The organism is Streptomyces sp. NPDC090445, from assembly GCF_044769385.1.
In the GTDB taxonomy this organism is placed as follows: Bacteria; Actinomycetota; Actinomycetes; order Streptomycetales; family Streptomycetaceae; genus Streptomyces.
The window spans coordinates 146,978-166,005 of the sequence record NZ_JBIVXV010000007.1 but is presented as its reverse complement, the minus strand read 5'-3'; the positions used below and the strand labels follow the sequence as shown (position 1 = coordinate 166,005).

General features: G+C 71.3%; 13 protein-coding genes and 1 pseudogene. 8 read left to right on the top strand and 6 right to left on the bottom strand.

What is annotated here, in order from left to right:
• Positions 1 to 137 precede the first annotated feature (137 nt).
• Positions 138 to 1,187, top strand: a complete 1,050-nt coding sequence (locus ACIQUT_RS17605; RefSeq protein ID WP_403563976.1) for an aldo/keto reductase — start codon at positions 138 to 140, stop codon at positions 1,185 to 1,187.
• Positions 1,188 to 1,228: 41 nt separating this feature from the next.
• On the opposite strand, the gene ACIQUT_RS17600 is transcribed toward ACIQUT_RS17605, so the two are convergent.
• On the bottom strand, positions 1,229 to 2,335 hold the full coding sequence (locus tag ACIQUT_RS17600; RefSeq protein WP_403563801.1) for a glycosyltransferase: 1,107 nt from the start codon (positions 2,333 to 2,335) through the stop codon (positions 1,229 to 1,231).
• Positions 2,336 to 2,679: 344 nt separating this feature from the next.
• On the opposite strand from ACIQUT_RS17600, the gene ACIQUT_RS17595 reads away from it, so the two are divergent.
• Complete coding sequence (locus ACIQUT_RS17595) at positions 2,680 to 3,540, top strand: hypothetical protein (protein WP_403563800.1); 861 nt, start codon at positions 2,680 to 2,682, stop codon at positions 3,538 to 3,540.
• 25 nt (positions 3,541 to 3,565) lie between these two features.
• Here the strand turns inward: ACIQUT_RS17595 and ACIQUT_RS17590 are convergent, their stop codons facing one another.
• The 3 genes from ACIQUT_RS17590 to ACIQUT_RS17580 all read right to left on the bottom strand — a co-directional run bounded on the left by ACIQUT_RS17590 (position 3,566) and on the right by ACIQUT_RS17580 (position 7,113).
• Positions 3,566 to 4,384, bottom strand: a complete 819-nt coding sequence (locus tag ACIQUT_RS17590; protein WP_403563799.1) for a hypothetical protein — start codon at positions 4,382 to 4,384, stop codon at positions 3,566 to 3,568.
• Positions 4,385 to 4,533: 149 nt separating this feature from the next.
• Positions 4,534 to 5,781, bottom strand: coding sequence for a metallophosphoesterase (locus tag ACIQUT_RS17585; protein WP_403563975.1), 1,248 nt, complete (start codon positions 5,779 to 5,781; stop codon positions 4,534 to 4,536).
• A gap of 216 nt (positions 5,782 to 5,997) precedes the next feature.
• Positions 5,998 to 7,113 carry a LacI family DNA-binding transcriptional regulator gene (locus ACIQUT_RS17580; RefSeq protein WP_403563798.1) on the bottom strand — a complete coding sequence of 372 codons (1,116 nt, stop codon included), beginning with the start codon at positions 7,111 to 7,113 and terminating at the stop codon, positions 5,998 to 6,000.
• A 361-nt stretch (positions 7,114 to 7,474) separates the two neighbouring features.
• Here ACIQUT_RS17580 and hisC point away from each other — a divergent pair, with 361 nt between their 5' ends.
• On the top strand, positions 7,475 to 8,557 hold the full coding sequence (gene hisC / locus ACIQUT_RS17575; protein ID WP_403563797.1) for a histidinol-phosphate transaminase: 1,083 nt from the start codon (positions 7,475 to 7,477) through the stop codon (positions 8,555 to 8,557).
• 44 nt (positions 8,558 to 8,601) lie between these two features.
• Here hisC and ACIQUT_RS17570 read toward each other — a convergent pair.
• Positions 8,602 to 8,859 (bottom strand): annotated as a pseudogene (locus ACIQUT_RS17570) (cyclophilin-like family protein); the annotation flags it as partial.
• Between the two features lie 189 nt (positions 8,860 to 9,048).
• On the opposite strand from ACIQUT_RS17570, the gene ACIQUT_RS17565 reads away from it, so the two are divergent.
• Genes ACIQUT_RS17565 through ACIQUT_RS17550 form a run of 4 tightly spaced genes read left to right on the top strand, consistent with a single transcriptional unit; the run spans position 9,049 to position 16,983 of the window.
• The gene (locus ACIQUT_RS17565) at positions 9,049 to 10,551 is read left to right on the top strand and encodes a cytochrome ubiquinol oxidase subunit I (protein ID WP_403563796.1); all 1,503 of its coding nucleotides are present in this window, start codon (positions 9,049 to 9,051) and stop codon (positions 10,549 to 10,551) included.
• An 18-nt stretch (positions 10,552 to 10,569) separates the two neighbouring features.
• Positions 10,570 to 11,571 (top strand): cytochrome d ubiquinol oxidase subunit II, encoded by a 1,002-nt coding sequence (gene cydB, locus ACIQUT_RS17560; RefSeq protein ID WP_403563795.1) that lies wholly within the window; start codon positions 10,570 to 10,572, stop codon positions 11,569 to 11,571.
• Between the two features lie 45 nt (positions 11,572 to 11,616).
• The gene (gene cydD / locus ACIQUT_RS17555; RefSeq protein ID WP_403563794.1) at positions 11,617 to 15,222 is read left to right on the top strand and encodes a thiol reductant ABC exporter subunit CydD; all 3,606 of its coding nucleotides are present in this window, start codon (positions 11,617 to 11,619) and stop codon (positions 15,220 to 15,222) included.
• A 24-nt stretch (positions 15,223 to 15,246) separates the two neighbouring features.
• Positions 15,247 to 16,983, top strand: a complete 1,737-nt coding sequence (locus ACIQUT_RS17550; protein ID WP_403563793.1) for a GAF domain-containing sensor histidine kinase — start codon at positions 15,247 to 15,249, stop codon at positions 16,981 to 16,983.
• Between the two features lie 23 nt (positions 16,984 to 17,006).
• Here ACIQUT_RS17550 and ACIQUT_RS17545 read toward each other — a convergent pair whose 3' ends face one another.
• The gene (locus ACIQUT_RS17545; protein ID WP_403563792.1) at positions 17,007 to 17,897 is read right to left on the bottom strand and encodes a Cof-type HAD-IIB family hydrolase; all 891 of its coding nucleotides are present in this window, start codon (positions 17,895 to 17,897) and stop codon (positions 17,007 to 17,009) included.
• Between the two features lie 151 nt (positions 17,898 to 18,048).
• Here ACIQUT_RS17545 and ACIQUT_RS17540 point away from each other — a divergent pair, with 151 nt between their 5' ends.
• Positions 18,049 to 18,954 carry an LLM class flavin-dependent oxidoreductase gene (locus ACIQUT_RS17540; RefSeq protein WP_403563791.1) on the top strand — a complete coding sequence of 302 codons (906 nt, stop codon included), beginning with the start codon at positions 18,049 to 18,051 and terminating at the stop codon, positions 18,952 to 18,954.
• Positions 18,955 to 19,028: the final 74 nt, after the last annotated feature.

The following is a 19,028-nucleotide window of genomic DNA, read 5'->3' as shown; positions in this document are numbered from 1 at the left end:
CGGGCCCGCCGGGCCGGACCCGCGACCCGTATGGGGGGAGTCGCGGGCCCGGCCCGGGGCCCGGCCGACCGGCAGCCCCGGCCGTGCGGGGCTTGCGCTGGAGCGCGCTCCAACTCCTAGAGTGCCGCCCCATGACCATGAGATATCGCAGTCTGGGCCGCACCGGCATGGAGGTCAGTGCCCACTGCCTCGGGACCATGATGTTCGGGGCGGTGGGGAACCCGGACCACGACGCGTGCGTGCGGATCGTCCATGCCGCGCTCGACCGGGGCATCAACTTCGTCGACACCGCGGACATGTACTCCGCCGGCGAGTCTGAGGAGATCGTGGGCAAAGCCCTCCGCGGCCGCCGCGACGACGTCGTGCTCGCGACGAAGGTCCACTTCCAGATGGGTGAGGGCCGCAACCGCAGCGGGAACTCGCGGCGCTGGATCGTGCGCGCCGTCGAGGACAGCCTGCGCCGGCTGGACACCGAATGGATCGACCTCTACCAGGTGCACCGGCCGGACCACACGACAGACGTCGAGGAGACCCTGTCGGTCCTCGGCGATCTGGTGCGCGCGGGGAAGATCAGGGCCTTCGGCTGTTCGACGTTCCCCGCCGAGGAACTCGTCGAGGCGCACCACACCGCCGAGCGGCGGGGGCTGCCGAAGTTCCGGACGGAACAGCCGCCCTATTCCGTCCTCGCGCGCGGCATCGAGGCCGACGTCCTGCCGGTCGCCCAGCGGTACGGGATGGGCGTGCTCACCTGGAGCCCGCTCGCCTCGGGCTTCCTGACGGGCAGGTACCGCCTCGGCGAGCCCGTCGACCTGACCTCGGGACGGGCCGCACGCACGCCGGCGCGCTTCGACCCGGCGATCCCCGGCAACCTCGCGAAGCTCGAGGCCGTGGAGAAGCTCATCGAGCTCGCCGACGGCATCGGCTGCACCCTGCCCGAACTGGCCGTCGCCTTCCCCCTCGCGCACCCCGCCGTCACGTCCGTGATCATCGGGCCGCGGACCATGGACCAGCTGGAATCGCTGCTCGGGGGCGCTTCGCTGGTGCTCGACGACGCCGTGCTCGACCGCATCGACGAGATCGTGCCTCCCGGGACGAACCTCTACCACCCGGACGGGGTCTGGCAACCGCCGGCACTGGCGGATGCCGCGCTGCGGCGCCGCCCGCCGGGCGACCGCGCCGCTGGGTGACCCTCCGGCCGGGGGCGACACCCCGGCCGGGGTCTGCGGTGTCACACCGTCGCAGCGGGCGATGTTTCACGTGAAACGGGGATGGACGAGCCGCCGCGGTCCAGGGCGTAGCCGCGGTTGGTCTCGGTCTGACGCCGGTAGTTCTCGGGGAGGTCGGGCAGGGTCAGCAGCCGGTCGCAGGCGCGCAGCGAGGCGTGCATGTCCCCCACCCAGTAGGCGGTGATGGAGTGCTCGAAGAGCAGCCCCCACCGGTAGACCCACGGGTGGACGAAGAGGATGTCCGCCGGGGCCGACCGGTCCAGGACGGCCAAGGTGATGGCGTGCGCGGCGTGGTACCGGCCCAGCAGCCTCAGCCGTGAGGCGAGTTCGTAGCAGGCCTCCAGGCGCGCGGGCCGGAACTCCCAGGCACGCGTGAGCGCGTCCATCGCGGCAGGCCAGTCGCCCGCATCGGCGTTCAGGACACCGGCCTGGAGGAGCGCGTAGTAGACCTCCTCCTCCCAGCCGCCCATGGCTGCGCGGCGCTCGTAGAGCCGGATCGCCTCCGCGGCGTTCCCCATGTCCCGCATGGTCTGCGCGAGGTAGAAAACCGTCCGGTGGTTCGCGGGGTCCCGTTCGAGTTCGGCGCTGAGCAGGCGCGCGTCGCGTTCGAACTTGTCGTGCCGGGAGCCGCCGTCGGCGTGGTCCTCGATGACGAGTGCGTCGAGGTTCTCCTGCCTGCCGGGGCGCTGGTCGTACTCGTCGGGGCGGTCGCAGGTCAGGTACTCGTGCGTGACGCCCTCGTACCGCCAGGGGAGGTCACCGCGGACCAGGCGCTTGATCCGGTACTCGGTTTCACCCTCGTGCCGCAGCATGTACGACTGCGCGGTGAGCGGCGGCAGCGGGCCGGTGCGGCACAGGACCAGGTCGGCGTCGAGGAGGAGCAGGTAGTCGGCCTTGCCACGGGCGTGCGCGATGTTGAGGCTGCGGTTGTGCCCGAAGTCCTTCCAGGGCTCCTCGTGGAGCTCGCCCGGGATGCCGTGCAGGGCGTTGCGGATCAGCTGCTGGGTGCCGTCGGTGGATCCGGTGTCGGAGATGACCCAGGTGTCGATGAGGTCCCGTACCGAGTCCAGGCAGCGCTCGATGACGGCGGACTCGTTCTTCACGATCATGCAGAGGCAAATGGTCGGCTTCACGGCCGCCGACCCTAGGGACGGGGTCGCTCGGGCCGCGTGCGGCACGCCGGTCCGCGGCCCCGGGTGGCTGGCGTGCGCAGGGCCATGTGGCCCTGTGCGCTGGTCCTTTCGTCTGACGAATGGGCGAGCCGGACCGGCGCGGGGGGAACTGCTCTTCAGGATGACTGATCGCGGAGTCCGTGCGGGCATGCGGGCTTCGGGGAAACATTCGATCCCGTGTGCACGAGGAGCGGTACATGAGTTCTGAGGACAGGCCCAGATCTTCCTTGGGCCCGCTGCCCCGCCGGGCAGGCTGGCTGGTCGGAGGCACGTTCGCCTCCGTGGCACTGGTGCTGGCCGGCATGGCGGCCCCGGCGGCCGCGGGTGCGCCGCAGTCCGGAAAGTCCGTGGTGGTTCCGGACAGCGGCGACCGCTGTACGAGCACCGCGAAGAAGGCGATGGACCCGGCGGAGGCGGCGCAGCCGGCGGGCAGCGACAAGTGCAAGGGCGAGAGGGGGCCGACCGGTCCGAGGGGCCCGAAGGGGAAGACGGGGCCCACCGGTCCGAAGGGGAAGACGGGCAAGACGGGCCCGACCGGTCCGACGGGCGCCACTGGTCTGACGGGCCCGACCGGTCCGACGGGCGCCACTGGTCTGACGGGCCCGACTGGTCCGACCGGTGCCACTGGTCTGACGGGCCCGACCGGTCCGACGGGCGCCACTGGTCTGACCGGCCCGACCGGTCCGACCGGTGCCACCGGCTCGACGGGACCCACCGGCCCGCAGGGTGCCAGCGGCCAGTGCTTCGACGTCGACGCTGTCCGGCCCGCCGCCTCCCGCGAGGTCAAGGCCGTCCTCTCGGACACCATCACCTTCGCGGGAATCCGCGACCTGACCCCGGCCCCGACCCCCTGGCGCTGGTACGACCTGACCGACACCGGGGACACCTACCCGACCGACGCCTGTGCCGTGTCGATCTCCACGCAGGCCAACATCGTCAACATCGAGGTGCTCACCACAGGGGGTGACATCTACGAAACCGCCTGCAGGATCAACCCGGGCACGCCCGACTCCCTCACCTGCACCGAGGTGTGGGCGCCGGCGAATCCCCAGCCGGCAGGAGGCGCCAACGGCCTGGCGCGGTTCACCCACCGGGCGCTGTCCCAGGACGACATGAACCTCAAGCCCGAGGAAATCAAGTAGCACGCGGAGCCGCTGCCGACCGGCGTCAGTGCGATCCGTGCCCCGGGCTGCCGAAGTCGGGTCCGGTGAAGTCCGGTGGCGTGTAGCCGGGCCGGGTCCCCTGTGAATGGGGTCCGGGACTGGTGAAGTCGGGCCGGGTGTATCCCAGGTTGGGGATGCGCCCGGCCTTCGGCGTGTGCGGGGCCGGTTGCGCCGCTTCCGCGGCCGGGTCCGCCAGGGCCTCGCGCAGGAACGGCAGGATGCCCTGCTCCAGCAGGGCGCTCCGCCACGCCTCGCGCGCGAGCGCGACCTCGTCGGGTCCGGCCTCGGACTCGTCCCCGGCCACCACCTCGGTCGCCCGGTTGCGCACGGCCGTCACCAGCAGCGCGACCACCGCGCCGAAGAGCGTGACGGCGGTCAGGGCGCCGAACAGCCAGCCCGCCGTCAGCATCGTGTCGGCGAAGGAGGGCTCGGGCTCGACGGCCTTCAGGATGTAGCCCACCAGCAGGAAGATCACCATGGCGGTGGCCGCCAGGACCGGGGCGAGGACCGCGACCATGGCGGTGATGCCCGCCCCGTCGCTCTCCTCCCGTCCGCCGTCCCGGTAGTCCGCCCGCGGGGTGGAGCGGATCTCCTCGCGCTGCGCGCCGCGCACCTTCACGTAGTGGTCGTACTCGGCCGCGGCCGCGGCGGTCAGCAGTGCGCTGGCCCCGACGGCCATGATGCGCAGTTGTTCGGCGTTCAGCCGTTCGCCAAGCCCGTCGAGTCCGGGCCGTTCGCGTGCGGTGCGCAGCGCCTCGTCGAGGAGTCGGTCGAACTCCGGCCGGTCTTCGGTCAGCAGGTGCGGAGCGCTGTTCATGTGCATCCCCCGATGCTCCGTGGGGGCCGGTTTGCCCGCGTAGACCCGGGCACCGGCACAAACGGAGGAGAGCCTGCTACGGATAGAGCGATGGTAGATGGCTCATGCCGCGCCGTGACAGGGGCTTTCCCGAAATACCCCCCTTCTGACAAGCATCAGCCGTTCAGGGGGAGTTGCACGACCAGCAGCTTGCCCGCCATCGTCACGCCGCCGTCCATCGCGATGGCGAGGCCGCCCGCGTACACGTGGGGCCCGTCGACGAGCTCCGGGCCGCCGGTGCCGTCGCCGTCCTCGGTGCCCACCTCGCCGAGCAGGTACGGGATGGGGCTGTGGCCGTGCACGACGCGGCTGCCGCCGTAGGTGTCGAGGAGTTCGCGCACGGCCTGCGGGCCGGTCTCCTCGTCGCGGAAGGCGAACCGCTTGGTGAACTTGCGGAACAGGTCCCAGGTGATGTCCGCGTCGTTGCGGTTGAGCAACTCGTGGATGGTGTCGTTGACGTCCTCGATGGAGTCGCCGTAGTCGAGGTAGGCAGTGGTGTCGGAGTGCAGCAGCAGGTGCCCGTCCTCCAGCACGGCCGCGTCCAGGCGCGACATCCACTGCAGGTGTACGTCCTCCAGCCGCTCCATGTCGGTGCGCTGGCCGCCGTTGAGCAGCCAGGCCGCCTGGAAGGTGGCAGTGCCTGCGCCCGACTGGACGGGTGTGTCGCCGAACCGCTTGGCGCCGATGAGCAGCAGCTCGTGGTTGCCCATGAGGGCCTTGCAGTAGCCGCCGGCGGCGGCTGCCTCGGCGGACAGCCGCATGACGAGGTCGATCACGCCGATGCCGTCGGGGCCCCGGTCGGTGAAGTCGCCGAGGAACCAGATGCGGGCGTTCCCCGCGGACCAGCGCAGGTCGGCGTCGATGATGCCCTGGGCCTGGAGCTCCGCGACGAGCTCGTCGAGGTAGCCGTGCACGTCGCCGACGACGTAGAGCGGGCCGGGGCCGCTCGGCGCCTGCTGGGGGACGTAGTGCACCTGGACAGTGTCACCGGGGCCGCCGAGATCGCCGGGGCGGATGACCGGGAGGTCGCGCTGGGTCGGGGTGTAGCCGTCCATGCCGTCGTCCGCGGGCGGCATGCCCCCGCCCGGCTGCGGCGGGACGTGCGGGACCGGCGGGACGTGCGGGACCGGCGGCGCGGGCGGGACCGGAGGTACCGGCCCGGGGGGCGGCGGAACCGCTCCGGGGGCGGGCGCGGGCTCGCCGTAGTACGCGGGGTACTCGCCGTAGACCGGGGCCTCTTCGGGAAATCGCGCGGGCCCGCCGTACGGATGGGGTTCGGTGACCGGCACCCGGAAGTCCCGCAGCGTCTCCGTCCGCATCGCGGGTCCCTGACCGGCCCCCTGAGTCATCGACCCCTCCACCACCGTCGCGCTGCCGTACACCTGCGGATCCTCCCGCCCTCCGGCTCGGAGGATCCGTGATGTCGTGCGCCCATCATAGGAATGCGGCTCGCGCTGTGTGACGCACCAGGGGTGGTGAATCCTGTGCGGAACCAATCGTTCCTGCCGCTTTATCCCGAAATAGGCGTTGCCGATCTTTCCGGCGGGACCACCGGCCCCGCCGGTACGGCGGTGTAACGGTCAGTCCTGCGCCGGTGACCGCGGCGGGCTGATCGTCGTACGGGGCCTCCTGCGCTGCGAGGAAGTCCGGACGATCAGCTCGGTCGGGACGACCTGTTCGACGGTGCGCCCGGTGTCGACCCCCTCGATGGCGTCGATGAGCAACTGCACGACGGCGGTGCCGATGCGGCGCGGTTTGAGGGAGAGCGTGGTGATCGGCGGCTCGGTGTTGGCGTACACGGTGGACTCGCTGCAGCAGACGAGCAGCAGGTCCTCGGGAACGCGCAGGCCGTAGCGGCGCGCCGCGGCGAGCAGGTCGGTGCCGTTCGGGTCGAACAGCCCGTAGACGGCGTCCGGCCGGTCGGGCCGGGCGAGGAGGCGGTCGGCGGCGACCGCACCCGCGCACGGGTCGTGGGCCGGGTAGGACTCGTAGACGGGGTCCTGGCCGACGCGCTTGCACCAGTCGAGGTACGCGGTGGTGGACAGGTGGGTGTACGTGTCCGTGGTCGTGCCGGTCAGCAGCCCGATGCGGCGGGCTCCGGCGGCGGCGAGGTGGTCCAGCAGGTTGAGCACGGCCGCCTCGTGGTCGTTGTCGACCCAGGCGGTGACCGGGAGGGAGCCGGCGGGGCGTCCGTCGGAGACCACGGGCAGGCCCTGGCGGACCAGCTCGGTGACGACGGGGTCGTGGTCGGAGGGGTCGATCACGACGGTGCCGTCGAGTGCGACGTTGGACCACACGTCGTGCCGGGAGGTGGCCGGGAGGATGACGAGGGCGTAGCCGCGGGCGAGCGCGGCCGAGGTGGCGGCTCTCGCCATCTCGGCGAAGTACGCGAACTCGGTGAAGGTGAAAGGTTCATCCCCGTACGTGGTCACGGTCAGCCCGATGAGGCCCGATTTGCCGGTACGGAGGGTGCGGGCTGCGGCGGAGGGGCGGTACCCCAGCCGGTCGGCGACCTCGCGGACGTGGCGGCGGGTGGCATCGGGCAGTCGCCCCTTGCCGTTGAGCGCGTCGGAGACTGTCGTGATCGAGACGCCCGCCGCGGCGGCCACGTCCCTGATGCCGGCCCGGCCCTGCCGGCCGGCGGCCCGCCGGGTGGTCTCGGTCCGGCTCACCTGATGCTTCCCTGCTGCTGTCATGGCGAGCCGATAGTAGGGCTCGGTGGGGAGGGCGACCTGGGTGCATATGCACGCGTTGACAGGCACGTTTCTGCATGGTTCGCCACCCCCAATGACCTTGGAAATGAAGGCATTTGAGGGTCGGGAGTGAATGGGCCCTTTGTCGTCGGGTACGAGCATGCCAAAACGACACGGTCCTGGGGCGTTCCCAACTCACCTGTACGAGGGATGCGCGCCAGGGCGCGGGCCACCGGCGCGCGCATATATGCGTGCGCTCCCCCGCAATCCAGGCGCTGCCATTTTCGCCGGGGCGGAATCCTCTTAAGGTGAGCAGTATTGAGTCGACGGCGACGTCCGACGGGATGGTCTAGGAGGACCTGCGGTGAGCGAGAAGACCCCTAAGCTGCGCGCCGAGCTGGACGGCATCCCCGTCTACAAGCCGGGCAAGCCCGCCGCCGCGGGCGGTTCCGTCGCGTACAAGCTGTCCTCGAACGAGAACCCGTACCCGCCGCTGCCCGGCGTGCTCGAGACCGCGGTGGCGGCCGCCGGCCGGTTCAACCGCTACCCGGACCTGGCCTGCACCGACCTCGTGAACGAGCTCGCGGAGCGGTACGGCGTCCCGGCCGACCACATCGCCACCGGCACGGGCTCGGTGGGCGTGGCCCAGCAGCTGGTCCAGTCGACGGCGGGCGCCGGCGACGAGGTGATCTACGCCTGGCGCTCCTTCGAGGCCTACCCGATCATCACGCAGATTGCGGGGGCGAAGTCCGTACAGGTCCCGCTGACCCCGGGCGACGTGCACGACCTCGATGCGATGTACGACGCGATCACCGACCGGACCCGTCTGATCTTCGTCTGCAACCCCAACAACCCCACCGGGACCGCGGTGCGCCGCGCCGAGCTGGAGCGCTTCCTGGAGCGCGTGCCCTCGGACATCCTGGTGGTCCTCGACGAGGCGTACCGCGAGTTCGTCCGCGACCCCGAGGTGCCGGACGGCATCGAGCTCTACCGCGACCGTCCGAACGTCTGCGTGCTGCGCACCTTCTCCAAGGCCTACGGCCTGGCCGGTCTGCGCATCGGCTTTGCGGTGGCACACGAGCCGGTTGCCGCGGCGCTGCGCAAGACGGCGGTGCCCTTCGGTGTGAGCCAGCTGGCCCAGGATGCGGCGGTCGCCTCGCTGCGCGCCGAGGACGAGCTGATGGGCCGCGTCGGCTCGCTGGTCGCCGAGCGCACCCGGGTCCACGAGGGGCTGCTCGGCCAGGGCTGGACGGTCGTGCCGGACACGCAGGCGAACTTCGTGTGGATGCGGCTGGGCGAGCGGACCCTCGAGTTCGCCGCGGCCTGCGAGAAGGCCGGTGTGGTGGTCCGGCCCTTCCCGGGCGAGGGCCTGCGGATCACGATCGGTGAGTGCGAGGCGAACGACATCTTCCTGCACACGGCGGAGGCGTTCCTCAAGGAGATGTAGTGCTCAGTGCCGGGAGGGGTGTGGCGCTCGCGCGAGCGCCACACCCGTTCCACCCGGACCGGTTCGCCGTCGCGGAGCGCGAAGGCGCCGCCCTCGGTCCGGAACGCGACCGTGCCCGGATCGACGACCTGGCGGGCGTCGGGCTCCAGGGCCACGGACACGCCGGTGTCGAAGTAGACCTCCTCGCCCCAGGTGTGGGCGGAGGCGGAGATCGGGAGGGCCTCGGCCGGCGCCGTGCCGGGCGGGGTCTCGTCGAGGGTCGCGGTGAGGTGGCCCGCGGGCCAGGAGACGCGAATCTCCATGGGCGTCATTCAACAATTTGTTGAAAGTTTTGACCATGGGGGACCCCGGCTGAAAGTCGTCAGAAGTGGTGCGCAATAATGCTTGTGAATGTGAACGCGTTCACAAGCGCGCCTGTTTTCGCCCGTCATGGGCGGAACGCGGCGGGCTGACTTCGGCCATGACCACGGCGACCCGAAGGAGATGACGACGTGGACGTAGCTTTGGCGCCGGAAACACTGGCGCGCTGGCAGTTCGGCATCACGACCGTCTACCACTTCCTCTTCGTCCCCCTCACGATCTCCCTCGCCGCACTGGTCGCGATCTTGCAGACCGCGTGGGTGCGCACCGAAAAGGAGAAGTACCTCAAGGCCACGAAGTTCTGGGGCAAGCTCTTCCTGATCAATATTGCGATGGGCGTCGTCACCGGCATCGTCCAGGAGTTCCAGTTCGGCATGAACTGGTCCGACTACTCGCGGTTCGTCGGCGACGTCTTCGGTGCCCCGCTGGCCTTCGAGGCGCTCATCGCCTTCTTCTTCGAATCCACCTTCATCGGCCTGTGGATCTTCGGCTGGGACAAGCTGCCGAAGAAGATCCACCTCGCCTGCATATGGATGGTGTCCCTCGGCACCGTGCTGTCCGCGTACTTCATCCTCGCGGCGAACTCGTGGATGCAGCACCCGGTGGGCTACCGCATCAACAAGGAGGCCGGTCGCGCCGAGCTGACCGACTTCTGGCTCGTCCTGACGCAGAACACCACCCTGGCGCAGGTCTTCCACACCCTGACCGCGGCGCTCCTGACGGGCGGGGCCTTCATGGTGGGCATCGCCGCCTTCCACCTGCTGCGCAAGAAGCACATCCCGGTGATGCGCACCTCGCTGAGGCTCGGCCTGGTCGCCGTCGTCGTCGGCGGCGCGCTCGTCGCGGTCAGCGGCGACACCCTCGCCAAGGTCATGTTCAAGCAGCAGCCGATGAAGATGGCCGCCGCCGAGGCGCTGTGGGACGGCGAGGAGAGCGCCCCGTTCTCCGTCTTCGCCTACGGCGACGTCGACAAGGGCCACAACAAGGTCGCGATCGAGGTGCCCGGCCTGCTGTCCTTCCTGGCCGACAACAACTTCGACTCGTTCGTGCCCGGCATCAACGACGTCAACAAGTCCGAGCAGGAGAAGTACGGTCCCGGCGACTACCGGCCCAACATCCCCGTCGCGTACTGGGGCTTCCGCTGGATGATCGGCTTCGGCATGGCCTCGCTCGGCATCGGTGCCGTCGGCCTGTGGCTGACCCGGAGGAAGTTCCTGCTGCCGCCGGCCCTGCGGACCGGTGAGGACGAACGGCCGCACCTGGTCCTGTTCACCAAGGCCCTCAGCCCGCGTCTGACCCGGCTGTACTGGCTGGCCGCCGTCTGGACGCTCGGCTTCCCGCTGATCGCCAACTCCTGGGGCTGGATCTTCACCGAGATGGGCCGCCAGCCGTGGGTCGTCTACGGAGTCCTGCGGACCAGGGACGCGGTCTCGCCCGGAGTCTCCCAGGCCGAGGTCCTCACCTCGATGCTCGTCTTCACCGCCCTGTACGCCGTACTCGCCGTGATCGAGGTCAAGCTGCTGGTCAAGTACGTCAAGGCCGGCCCGCCCGAGCTCACCGAGGCTGACCTCAACCCGCCGACCAAGATCGGCGGACACGACTCCTCCGACCGGCCGATGGCCTTCTCGTACTGAGGCTGAGGGGACCACACCATGCAACTCCACGACGTCTGGTTCGTGCTCATCGCCGTCCTGTGGACCGGCTACTTCTTCCTGGAGGGCTTCGACTTCGGGGTCGGCGTCCTGACCAAGCTGCTCGCCCGCGACCGCAAGGAGAAGCGGGTCCTGATCAATACGATCGGGCCCGTGTGGGACGGCAACGAGGTCTGGCTGCTCACCGCGGGCGGTGCGACCTTCGCCGCTTTCCCCGACTGGTACGCCACCCTGTTCTCCGGTTTCTACCTGCCGCTGCTGCTCATCCTGGTCTGCCTGATCATCCGAGGCGTCGCCTTCGAGTACCGGCACAAGCGGGACGAGGACCGGTGGCAGACCAACTGGGAACACGCGATCTTCTGGACCTCGCTGATTCCCGCGTTCCTGTGGGGCGTGGCGTTCGCCAACATCGCCCGGGGCGTGAAGATCGACGAGAACAAGGAGTACGTCGGCACCCTCTTCGACCTGTTCAACGTCCACGCGATCCTCGGCGGCCTCGTCACCCTCACCCTGTTCACCTTCCACGGCGCGGTGTTCACCGCCCTCAAGACGGTCGGTGAGATCCGGGACCGTGCACGGGCACTGGCAACCCGGCTGGGTGTGGTCACCGCCGTACTCGCCGTCGTGTTCCTGGGATGGACCCAGCTCTCGCGCGGCGACAGCTGGAGCCTGGTCGCGCTGATCGTCGCGGTGACGGCCCTGACCGGCGCCCTCGGCTGCAACCTCGCAGGCCGTGAGGGCTGGTCGTTCGCCCTGTCCGGGGTCACCATCGCGGCTGTCGTCGCGATGCTGTTCCTCACGCTGTTCCCGAACGTCATGCCGTCCTCGCTGAACGACGCCTGGAGCCTCACGGTCACCAACGCCTCGTCCAGCCCGTACACCCTGAAGATCATGACCTGGTGCGCGGCCGTGGCCACCCCGGTTGTCCTGCTCTACCAGGGCTGGACGTACTGGGTGTTCCGCAAGCGGATCGGCACGCAGCACATCGCCGACGCGCACTGACCTGACCTGTACCGACCCTGATCTGTACCGACCCTGATCCGGGGGATGTTTCACGTGAAACCGATCGACCCGCGCCTGCTGCGGTACGCCCGCTCCACCCGCCTCTTCCTGGCGGCGGTGGTGGCCCTCGGATGTGCCGGGGCGGGGCTGGTCATCGGTCAGGCGATGCTCATCGCCGAGATCGTGGTCGGCACCTTCGAGGAGGGGCTCGACAGCGGGCAGCTGCGTACGCCGCTGCTGCTCCTGGCGGCCGTGGCGGTGGGGCGCGGCCTGCTCGCGTGGCTCACCGAGCTCGCCGCCCACCGGGCGGCCGCGTCGGTCAAGTCGGAACTGCGGGCCCGGCTCCTGCACCGGGCCACCGGTCTCGGGCCGGGCTGGCTGAGCGGGCAGCGGACGGGGTCGCTGGTGGCGCTCGCCACCCGGGGCGTGGACGCCCTCGACGACTACTTCGCCCGCTACCTGCCCCAGTTGGGGCTGGCCGTGGCCGTGCCGGTCGCGGTCCTCGCCCGGATCGTCACCGAGGACTGGGTGTCGGCGGCCATCATCGTGGTCACGCTGCCGCTCATCCCCCTGTTCATGGTGTTGATCGGTATGGCCACCCAGACGCGGATGAACCGCCAGTGGCGGCTGCTGTCCCGGCTGTCGGGGCACTTCCTCGACGTCGTGGCGGGCCTGCCGACGCTGAAGGTCTTCGGCCGGGCCAAGGCGCAGGCCGAGTCCATCCGCAGGATCACCGAGGACTACCGGCGGGCGACGATGCGCACCCTGCGCATCGCGTTCCTGTCGTCCTTCGCGCTGGAGCTGCTGGCGACACTGTCGGTGGCGCTGGTCGCCGTGACCATCGGCATGCGGCTGGTCCACGGGGAACTCGACCTCTACACCGGCCTGGTCGTCCTGATCCTGGCGCCCGAGGCGTATCTGCCGCTGCGGCAGGTCGGGGCCCAGTACCACGCGGCCGCGGAGGGGCTGGCGGCGGCGGAGGAGGTCTTCGAGGTCCTTCAGACGCCGGCCGCGGCGGTCGGCACCTCCGGTGTCGGCGTGCCCGGCGCGGAACCCGCCGGACTGCGGATCGAGGTCGACGGGGTGTCCGTACGGCACCCCGGGCGGGGCGAGGACTCGCCCGGGCCGGTCTCGTTCACCGTCGGGCCCGGCGAGTGCGTGGCTCTCACCGGCCCCAGCGGGGCCGGCAAGTCCACCCTGCTCCACGTGTTGCTGGGGTTCACGGCACCGACCGCGGGCCGGGTGCGGATAGGCGGCGCGGACCTGGCCGGGCTCGCGCCGGAGCAGTGGAGGGAGCGGATCGCGTGGGTGCCGCAGCGGCCGCACCTGTTCGCGGGAACGCTCGCGGAGAACGTGCGCCTGGCCCGGCCGGACGCCTCCGACGACGCCGTGGCGGCGGCTTTGGACGACGCCGGGGCGGGGGAGTTCGTGGAGGCACTGCCGCGCGGCATCGAGACGGTGCTCGGCGAGGGTGGAGCCGGGCTGTCCGCCGGGCAGCGCCAGCGGATCGCGCTGGCGCGCGCCTTCCTGTCGGACCGGCCCGTGCTGCTGCTGGACGAGCCGACGGCAGCGCTGGACGGCGAGACCGAGGCCGGGGTGGTCGAGGCGGTGCGACGCCTTGCGGTGGGGCGGACCGTGCTGCTGGTCGTGCACCGGCCGGCGCTCCTCGCCCTCGCAGACCGGGTGGTGGAGGTCGGCACCGGACCGGAGGGCGCACCCGCGGCCACGGCGCACCCGATGCCGGAAGGCCGGGTTTCGGAAGGTCGGGTTTCGGAGGATCGGATCCTTGACGGGCGGGTTCCGGAGAGCCGGGTGCCGGAGTCGCGGACCCCGGAGTCCGCGGATACCGCCCCGCAGAAGACGTCGGCCGGCGCCGGCTGGGGCGAATCCGCCGGGCGGGATCCGCTGCGCCGGGTCAGGGGCGTGGCCAAGGCCTGGCAGGGCCGGTTCAGGCTCGGACTGCTGCTGGGGGCGCTGGCCGTCGGGTGCAGCGTCGGATTGATGGCCGTCTCGGGATGGCTGATCTCCCGGGCCTCCCAGCAGCCCCCCGTGCTCTATCTGATGGTGGCCGTCACAGCCACCCGCACGTTCGGGATCGGGCGGGCGGTGTTCCGGTACGCGGAGCGGCTGGTGTCCCACGATGCCGTCCTGCGGATGCTGTCCGACCTCCGGGTGTCCGTCTTCCGGCGGTTGGAGCGCATCGCGCCCGCCGGCCTGCCCGCGCAGCGGCGTGGCGACCTGCTGGCCCGCCTGGTGGCGGACGCCGACGCCCTGCAGGACTACTGGCTGCGCTGGCTGCTGCCGGTGGGCACCGCAGTCCTCGTCGGCGGCGGGTCGGTCGCGTTCACGGCCTGGCTGCTGCCCGAGGCCGGGGCTGCCCTCGCCGTCGGGCTGCTGGCCGCGGGAATCGGGGTGCCGCTGGTCAGCGGGGCCTGCTCCCGCCGTGCGGAGCGTCGGCTGGCACCCGCCCGGGGCGAACTCGCCACCCGCACGGCCGACCTGCTGACCGGAACCGCCGAACTGACCGTCGCCGGCGCCCTCGGACGGCGCATGGACGCCGTGCGGGAGAGCGACCGGACCCTGACCGCCATCGCCGCGCGGGGCGCGGCCGCCACCGGGCTCGGCAGCGGACTGTCGGTCCTCGTGTCCGGGCTGACCGTCGTGGCTGCCGCGGCCTTCGCCGCCGGTGCCGTGCAGGACGGGCGGCTGTCGGGGGTGGCCATGGCGGTGGCGGTACTGACCCCGCTGGCCGCCTTCGAGGCGGTGACCGGGCTGCCGCAGGCCGTGCAGTTCCGGCAGCGGGTGAGGCGCAGCGCCGAGCGGGTCTACGAGGTCATCGACGCCCCGGCTCCGGTGGCTGAGCCGGAGCGGCCCGCTCCGGTGCCCGCCTCGCCGTTCCCGCTGCGCCTGGCGGGGCTGACCGTCCGGCACCCCGGCCAGGAGGGCGATGCCCTGCACGGCCTCGACCTCACCCTGGAGGCAGGGCGGCGTACCGCCGTCGTCGGTGTCTCCGGCGCGGGCAAGTCCACCCTGGCCCAGGTCCTGCTCCGGTTTCTGGACCCGCGCGCGGGCTCGTACACCCTGGGCGGGACGGACGCGCGCCTGCTCGACGGCGACGAGGTCCGCCGGATCGTCGGCCTGTGCGCCCAGGACGCCCACATCTTCGACAGTTCGGTCAGGGAGAACCTGAGGCTGGCCCGTCCCGCGGCGGGCGAGGAGGAGCTGCGCGGGGCCCTGGCCGCGGCTCGGCTGCTGGAGTGGGCGGACGGGCTGCCGGACGGCCTCGACACCCTGGTCGGGGAACACGGTGAGCGGATCTCCGGCGGTCAGCGCCAGCGCCTGGCCCTGGCCCGTGCACTCCTCGCGGACTTCCCCGTCCTCGTCCTGGACGAGCCCGCCGAGCACCTGGACCTCGCGACCGCCGACGCCCTGACCGCGGACCTGCTGGCCGCTACCGAGGGCCGCACCACCGTGCTGATCACGCACCGGCTGGCCGGTCTGGAAGCGGTGGACGAGGTCCTCGTCCTGGACGGCGGAGCCGTCGTCCAGCGCGGAGCCTTCGCCGAGCTTTCCCTGGCCGAGGGCCCGCTGCGCCGCATGCTGGAGCGAGAGGCGGCGGCCGACGGCACCCTGGCCGACTTTCCCCGATAAAACGGACTAACTAGGGTCACGAGCATGTCGTTGCAGCAGTCGCCGGAAGTGCCGGATCCAGCCCCTCGGGCTTCGGACCCGCTGGAGGCCGCCACCCTGGCCACCCGAAGTCTGCAGGGCTTGTCCACCGAGCTCACCGCCCGGGTGCCGCAGCTGCTGGAGGCCATGCGATCGGTCGGCACCGGCCTTGAGCTGCACTCCACGCTGGACCGCATCTGCGAGACCGCTGCCAAGCTCGCGGATGCCCGGTACGCGGCGATCGGCGTCGTGGGCACCGAGGGCGGCGGCCTGTCGGACTTCGTCACCTTCGGCATCGACGCCGAGGTGGCGGAGCGGATCGGGCACCGCCCGGACGGCAAGCGGGGACTGCTCGGAGCGCTGATCTCGCACGCCGGCACCGTGCGGCTCGCCGATCTGACGAAGGACTCCCGCTCGGCGGGCTTTCCGCCGCACCACCCTCCGATGAAGACCTTCCTGGGTGTCCCCATCCGCGTGCAGGGGGAGATCTTCGGGAATCTGTACCTCGCCGAGAAGAACGGCGGCGGCGAGTTCAGCGACTACGACGTCCACATGGTCCGGGTGCTGGCCACCGAGGCGGGCATCGCCATCGGCAATGCCCGGCTGTACGAGGCCGCCACCCAGCGGGAGCGGTGGATCGACGGCTCGGTGGCCGTCACCACGGCCCTGCTGTCGGGCGGGGACGCAGATGACGCCCTCTCCGTGGTGGCCGAACAGGCCCGACGGCTCGCCGGCTCCTCCGCCGGGATCGTGATGCTCCCGACCGAGGACGGCGGGATGGAGATCGTCGCCGTCTCCGCCGACGCCCCGGCCACCTCGCTCGGCCTGGTCGTCCCTGCGGAGAGCCCGATCGTGGCCAGGCTGCTGCGGGGAGAGCCGGTCTTCGTGGACGACGCCGCGACCGACCCCCGCGTGGCCGGCCCGTTGACCAGCCCGTACGGGCCCTGCATGATGCTGCCCCTGCACAGCGGCGGGCGGGTGCTGGGCGCCCTGGTCACCCCGCGGGCCCGTGGCGAGCGTCCGTTCAGCGAGGCCGAGCGGACCCTGGCCACGCAGTTCGCCTCCCAGGCGGCGCTCGCGCTGATGATGGCCGAGGCGCAGCGCGACCGGGAGCGGCTCGCGGTGTTCGAGGACCGCGACCGGATCGCCCGGGACCTGCACGACCTGGTGATCCAGCGGCTGTTCGCCACCGGGATGATGCTGGAGAGCGCGCGGCGGCGCTCCGACGTCCCGGAGGTGCGCGACGGGGTCGGCAAGGCCGTGGACGAGCTCGACGTGACGATCCAGGAGATCCGCACCGCGATCTTCGCGCTCCAGCAGGGGCCGGCGGAGGCTCCCTCGGGGCTGCGGACGCGTGTCCTGCGGGAGATCAACATGGCGGCCGTGCCGCTCGGCTTCAAGCCCGCGCACCGCTTCCTCGGCACGCTGGACACGGCCGTCGGCGAGCTGGTGGGCAAGAACCTGATCGCCGCGCTGCGCGAGGCCCTGTCCAATGCGTTCCGGCACGCGGCGGCGTCCCGGATCGAGGTGGTGGTGGACGCCACCGTCACGCTGCCCGATGGGCGGCCCGGGGTGCGGTTGGAGGTCGCCGACGACGGGATCGGCATCAGCGAGAACGGGCGCCGCAGCGGGCTGCGCAACCTGCGCCGACGGGCCGAGTCGCTGGGCGGGTCGAGCTCGTACGGCCCCGGGATCGGCGAGCACGGCGGCGGGACCACCCTCGTGTGGGAGGCCCCGCTCTGAGTCCCGCTCGGCTGCTCCGACGTCTAGAGCAGCTGCTGCGGCCGACCGAGGCCGGCCAGGATCTGCTCGATGACGACGGCGACCCCGTCCTCGTTGTTGGCCACGGTGCGGCCGGAGGCGGCCGAGATCACGTCCGGATGCGCGTTGCCCATGGCGTACGAGGTGCCCGCCCAGCTGAGCATTTCCACGTCGTTGGGCATGTCACCGAAGGCGACCACCTCGGACGGGGAGATCCCGCGCTCCTCGCAGCACAGTGCCAGGGTGCTCGCCTTGGAGACGCCCAAGCCGCTGATCTCCAGCAGGGCGGTCGGGCTGGACCGGGTGATCGAGGCGTGGTCGCCAGCCGCGGATCGTGCGAGCGCCAGGAACTCGTCGGGGGCCAGCTCGGGGTGGTGCGCGAGCAGCTTCAAGACCGGGGCGGAGACGTCGTCCGCCTCCACGCGCAGCAGCTTCTCCGCGGTGGCGACATGAGCACCCGGATCCTGGAAGAAAGGCGGGTACAGCGGCTCGTAGTTGATGCCCGAGGTGGTCTCCACCGCGAAGGACGTGCCGGGGGCGGCGAGGCGCAGGGTGTCCACCACCGTCAGCGCCGTCGCCCGGGGCAGCGACCGGACCCGTACGAAGTCCCGGCCGGCGTGGAGGTCGACGACCGCCGCGCCGTTCGCGCAGATCGCCAGGCCGTGGCCGTGCACGTGATCGCTGACCACGTCCATCCAGCGGGCCGGTCGGCCGGTGACGAAGAAGACCTCGATCCCGGCCGCTTCGGCGGAGGCGAGCGCGGCCACCGTGCGCGGCGAGACGGATTTGTCGTCGCGCAGCAGGGTGCCGTCGAGATCGGTGGCGATGAGCCGGGGAGTCGGGGTGGGCCCGTCCGGGCGCTGGGGAGCCGAGGTCACCGGTCCATCTTCACCCATGGTCCTGCAGTGGAGGACCGGGACCCGGTGCGCCCGGTCGCCCGGTGGCGATGTTTCACGTGAAACATCGGCGGCTGTGTGTCACGTGAGCTGTGTGTCACGTGGGCTGTGTTTCACGTGAAACATGTAGCAGCACCGTAGTCTCGAACGCATGAGTTTGCGTCTGAGCACTGTGATTCTCCCGGTACGACCGTGGCGTGAGGGCGGCCGCGACCAGTGGGTACGGGCCGAGGAGCTGGGCTTTCACACCGCCTACAGCTATGACCACCTGTCCTGGCGGTCCTTCCGGGACCTCCCGTGGTTTGGCGCGATCCCGACTCTGACGGCGGCGGCTGCGGCCACCGAGCGCATGCGCCTGGGCACCCTCGTCACCTCGCCGAACTTCCGGCACCCGGTGACCCTGGCCAAGGAGCTCATGACGCTGGACGACATCTCCGGCGGGCGGATCACCCTCGGCATCGGGGCGGGCGGCAACGGATTCGATGCGACCGCCCTCGGACAGGACCCCTGGACCCCGCGTGAGCGCGCCGACCGCTTCGCCGAGTTCGTGCCCCTGCTGGACCGGCTTCTGACGGAGTCCGCGGTGAGCTCGCGAGGCAGCTTCTACTCCGCGGACGAGGTCCGCAACATCCCCGGCTGTGTGCAGCGGCCCCGCCTGCCGTTCGCGGTCGCGGCGACCGGACCGCGCGGACTGAAGCTCGCGGCGGCCCACGGCCAGGCATGGGTGACCACAGGCGACCCGAAGCTGTACGAGGGCGGCACCCCCGAGCAGTCGCTGGAGGCACTGCGCGGACAGCTGACCCGGCTGGAGAAGGCCTTCGCGGAGATCGGCCGCGATGTCGAGCCGATGGAGAAGATCCTGCTGACCGGGTTCACCCCGGAGCGCAACACCCTGCTGTCGTCCGTGGACGCCTTCGTCGACTTCGCGGGGCGCCATCAGGAACTCGGCTTCACCGAGCTCGTGATCCACGCGCCGATCCCGGACTCCGACTTCGCCGCCGACCAGGGCGCCTTCGAGAAGATCGCCACCGAGGGGTTGGCCCAGCTGGGTGCCTGACCAGCTGGGCGTGTGACCGGCTGAGCGGTTGACCGGTTTCCGCCACCGCGGATGCCCGGCCGGTGCCCCCGCCA

What these genes read in the sequence shown, in the direction of transcription:
- ACIQUT_RS17605 (WP_403563976.1), top strand. Translation starts at nt 138, where the DNA reads ATGAGATATCGCAGTCTGGGCCGCACCGGCATGGAGGTCAGTGCCCAC.
- ACIQUT_RS17600 (WP_403563801.1), bottom strand. Translation starts at nt 2,335, where the DNA reads ATGATCGTGAAGAACGAGTCCGCCGTCATCGAGCGCTGCCTGGACTCG.
- ACIQUT_RS17590 (WP_403563799.1), bottom strand. Translation starts at nt 4,384, where the DNA reads ATGCACATGAACAGCGCTCCGCACCTGCTGACCGAAGACCGGCCGGAG.
- ACIQUT_RS17580 (WP_403563798.1), bottom strand. Translation starts at nt 7,113, where the DNA reads ATGACAGCAGCAGGGAAGCATCAGGTGAGCCGGACCGAGACCACCCGG.
- cydB (WP_403563795.1), top strand. Translation starts at nt 10,570, where the DNA reads ATGCAACTCCACGACGTCTGGTTCGTGCTCATCGCCGTCCTGTGGACC.
- cydD (WP_403563794.1), top strand. Translation starts at nt 11,617, where the DNA reads ATGTTTCACGTGAAACCGATCGACCCGCGCCTGCTGCGGTACGCCCGC.
- ACIQUT_RS17550 (WP_403563793.1), top strand. Translation starts at nt 15,247, where the DNA reads ATGTCGTTGCAGCAGTCGCCGGAAGTGCCGGATCCAGCCCCTCGGGCT.
- ACIQUT_RS17545 (WP_403563792.1), bottom strand. Translation starts at nt 17,897, where the DNA reads ATGGGTGAAGATGGACCGGTGACCTCGGCTCCCCAGCGCCCGGACGGG.
- ACIQUT_RS17540 (WP_403563791.1), top strand. Translation starts at nt 18,049, where the DNA reads ATGAGTTTGCGTCTGAGCACTGTGATTCTCCCGGTACGACCGTGGCGT.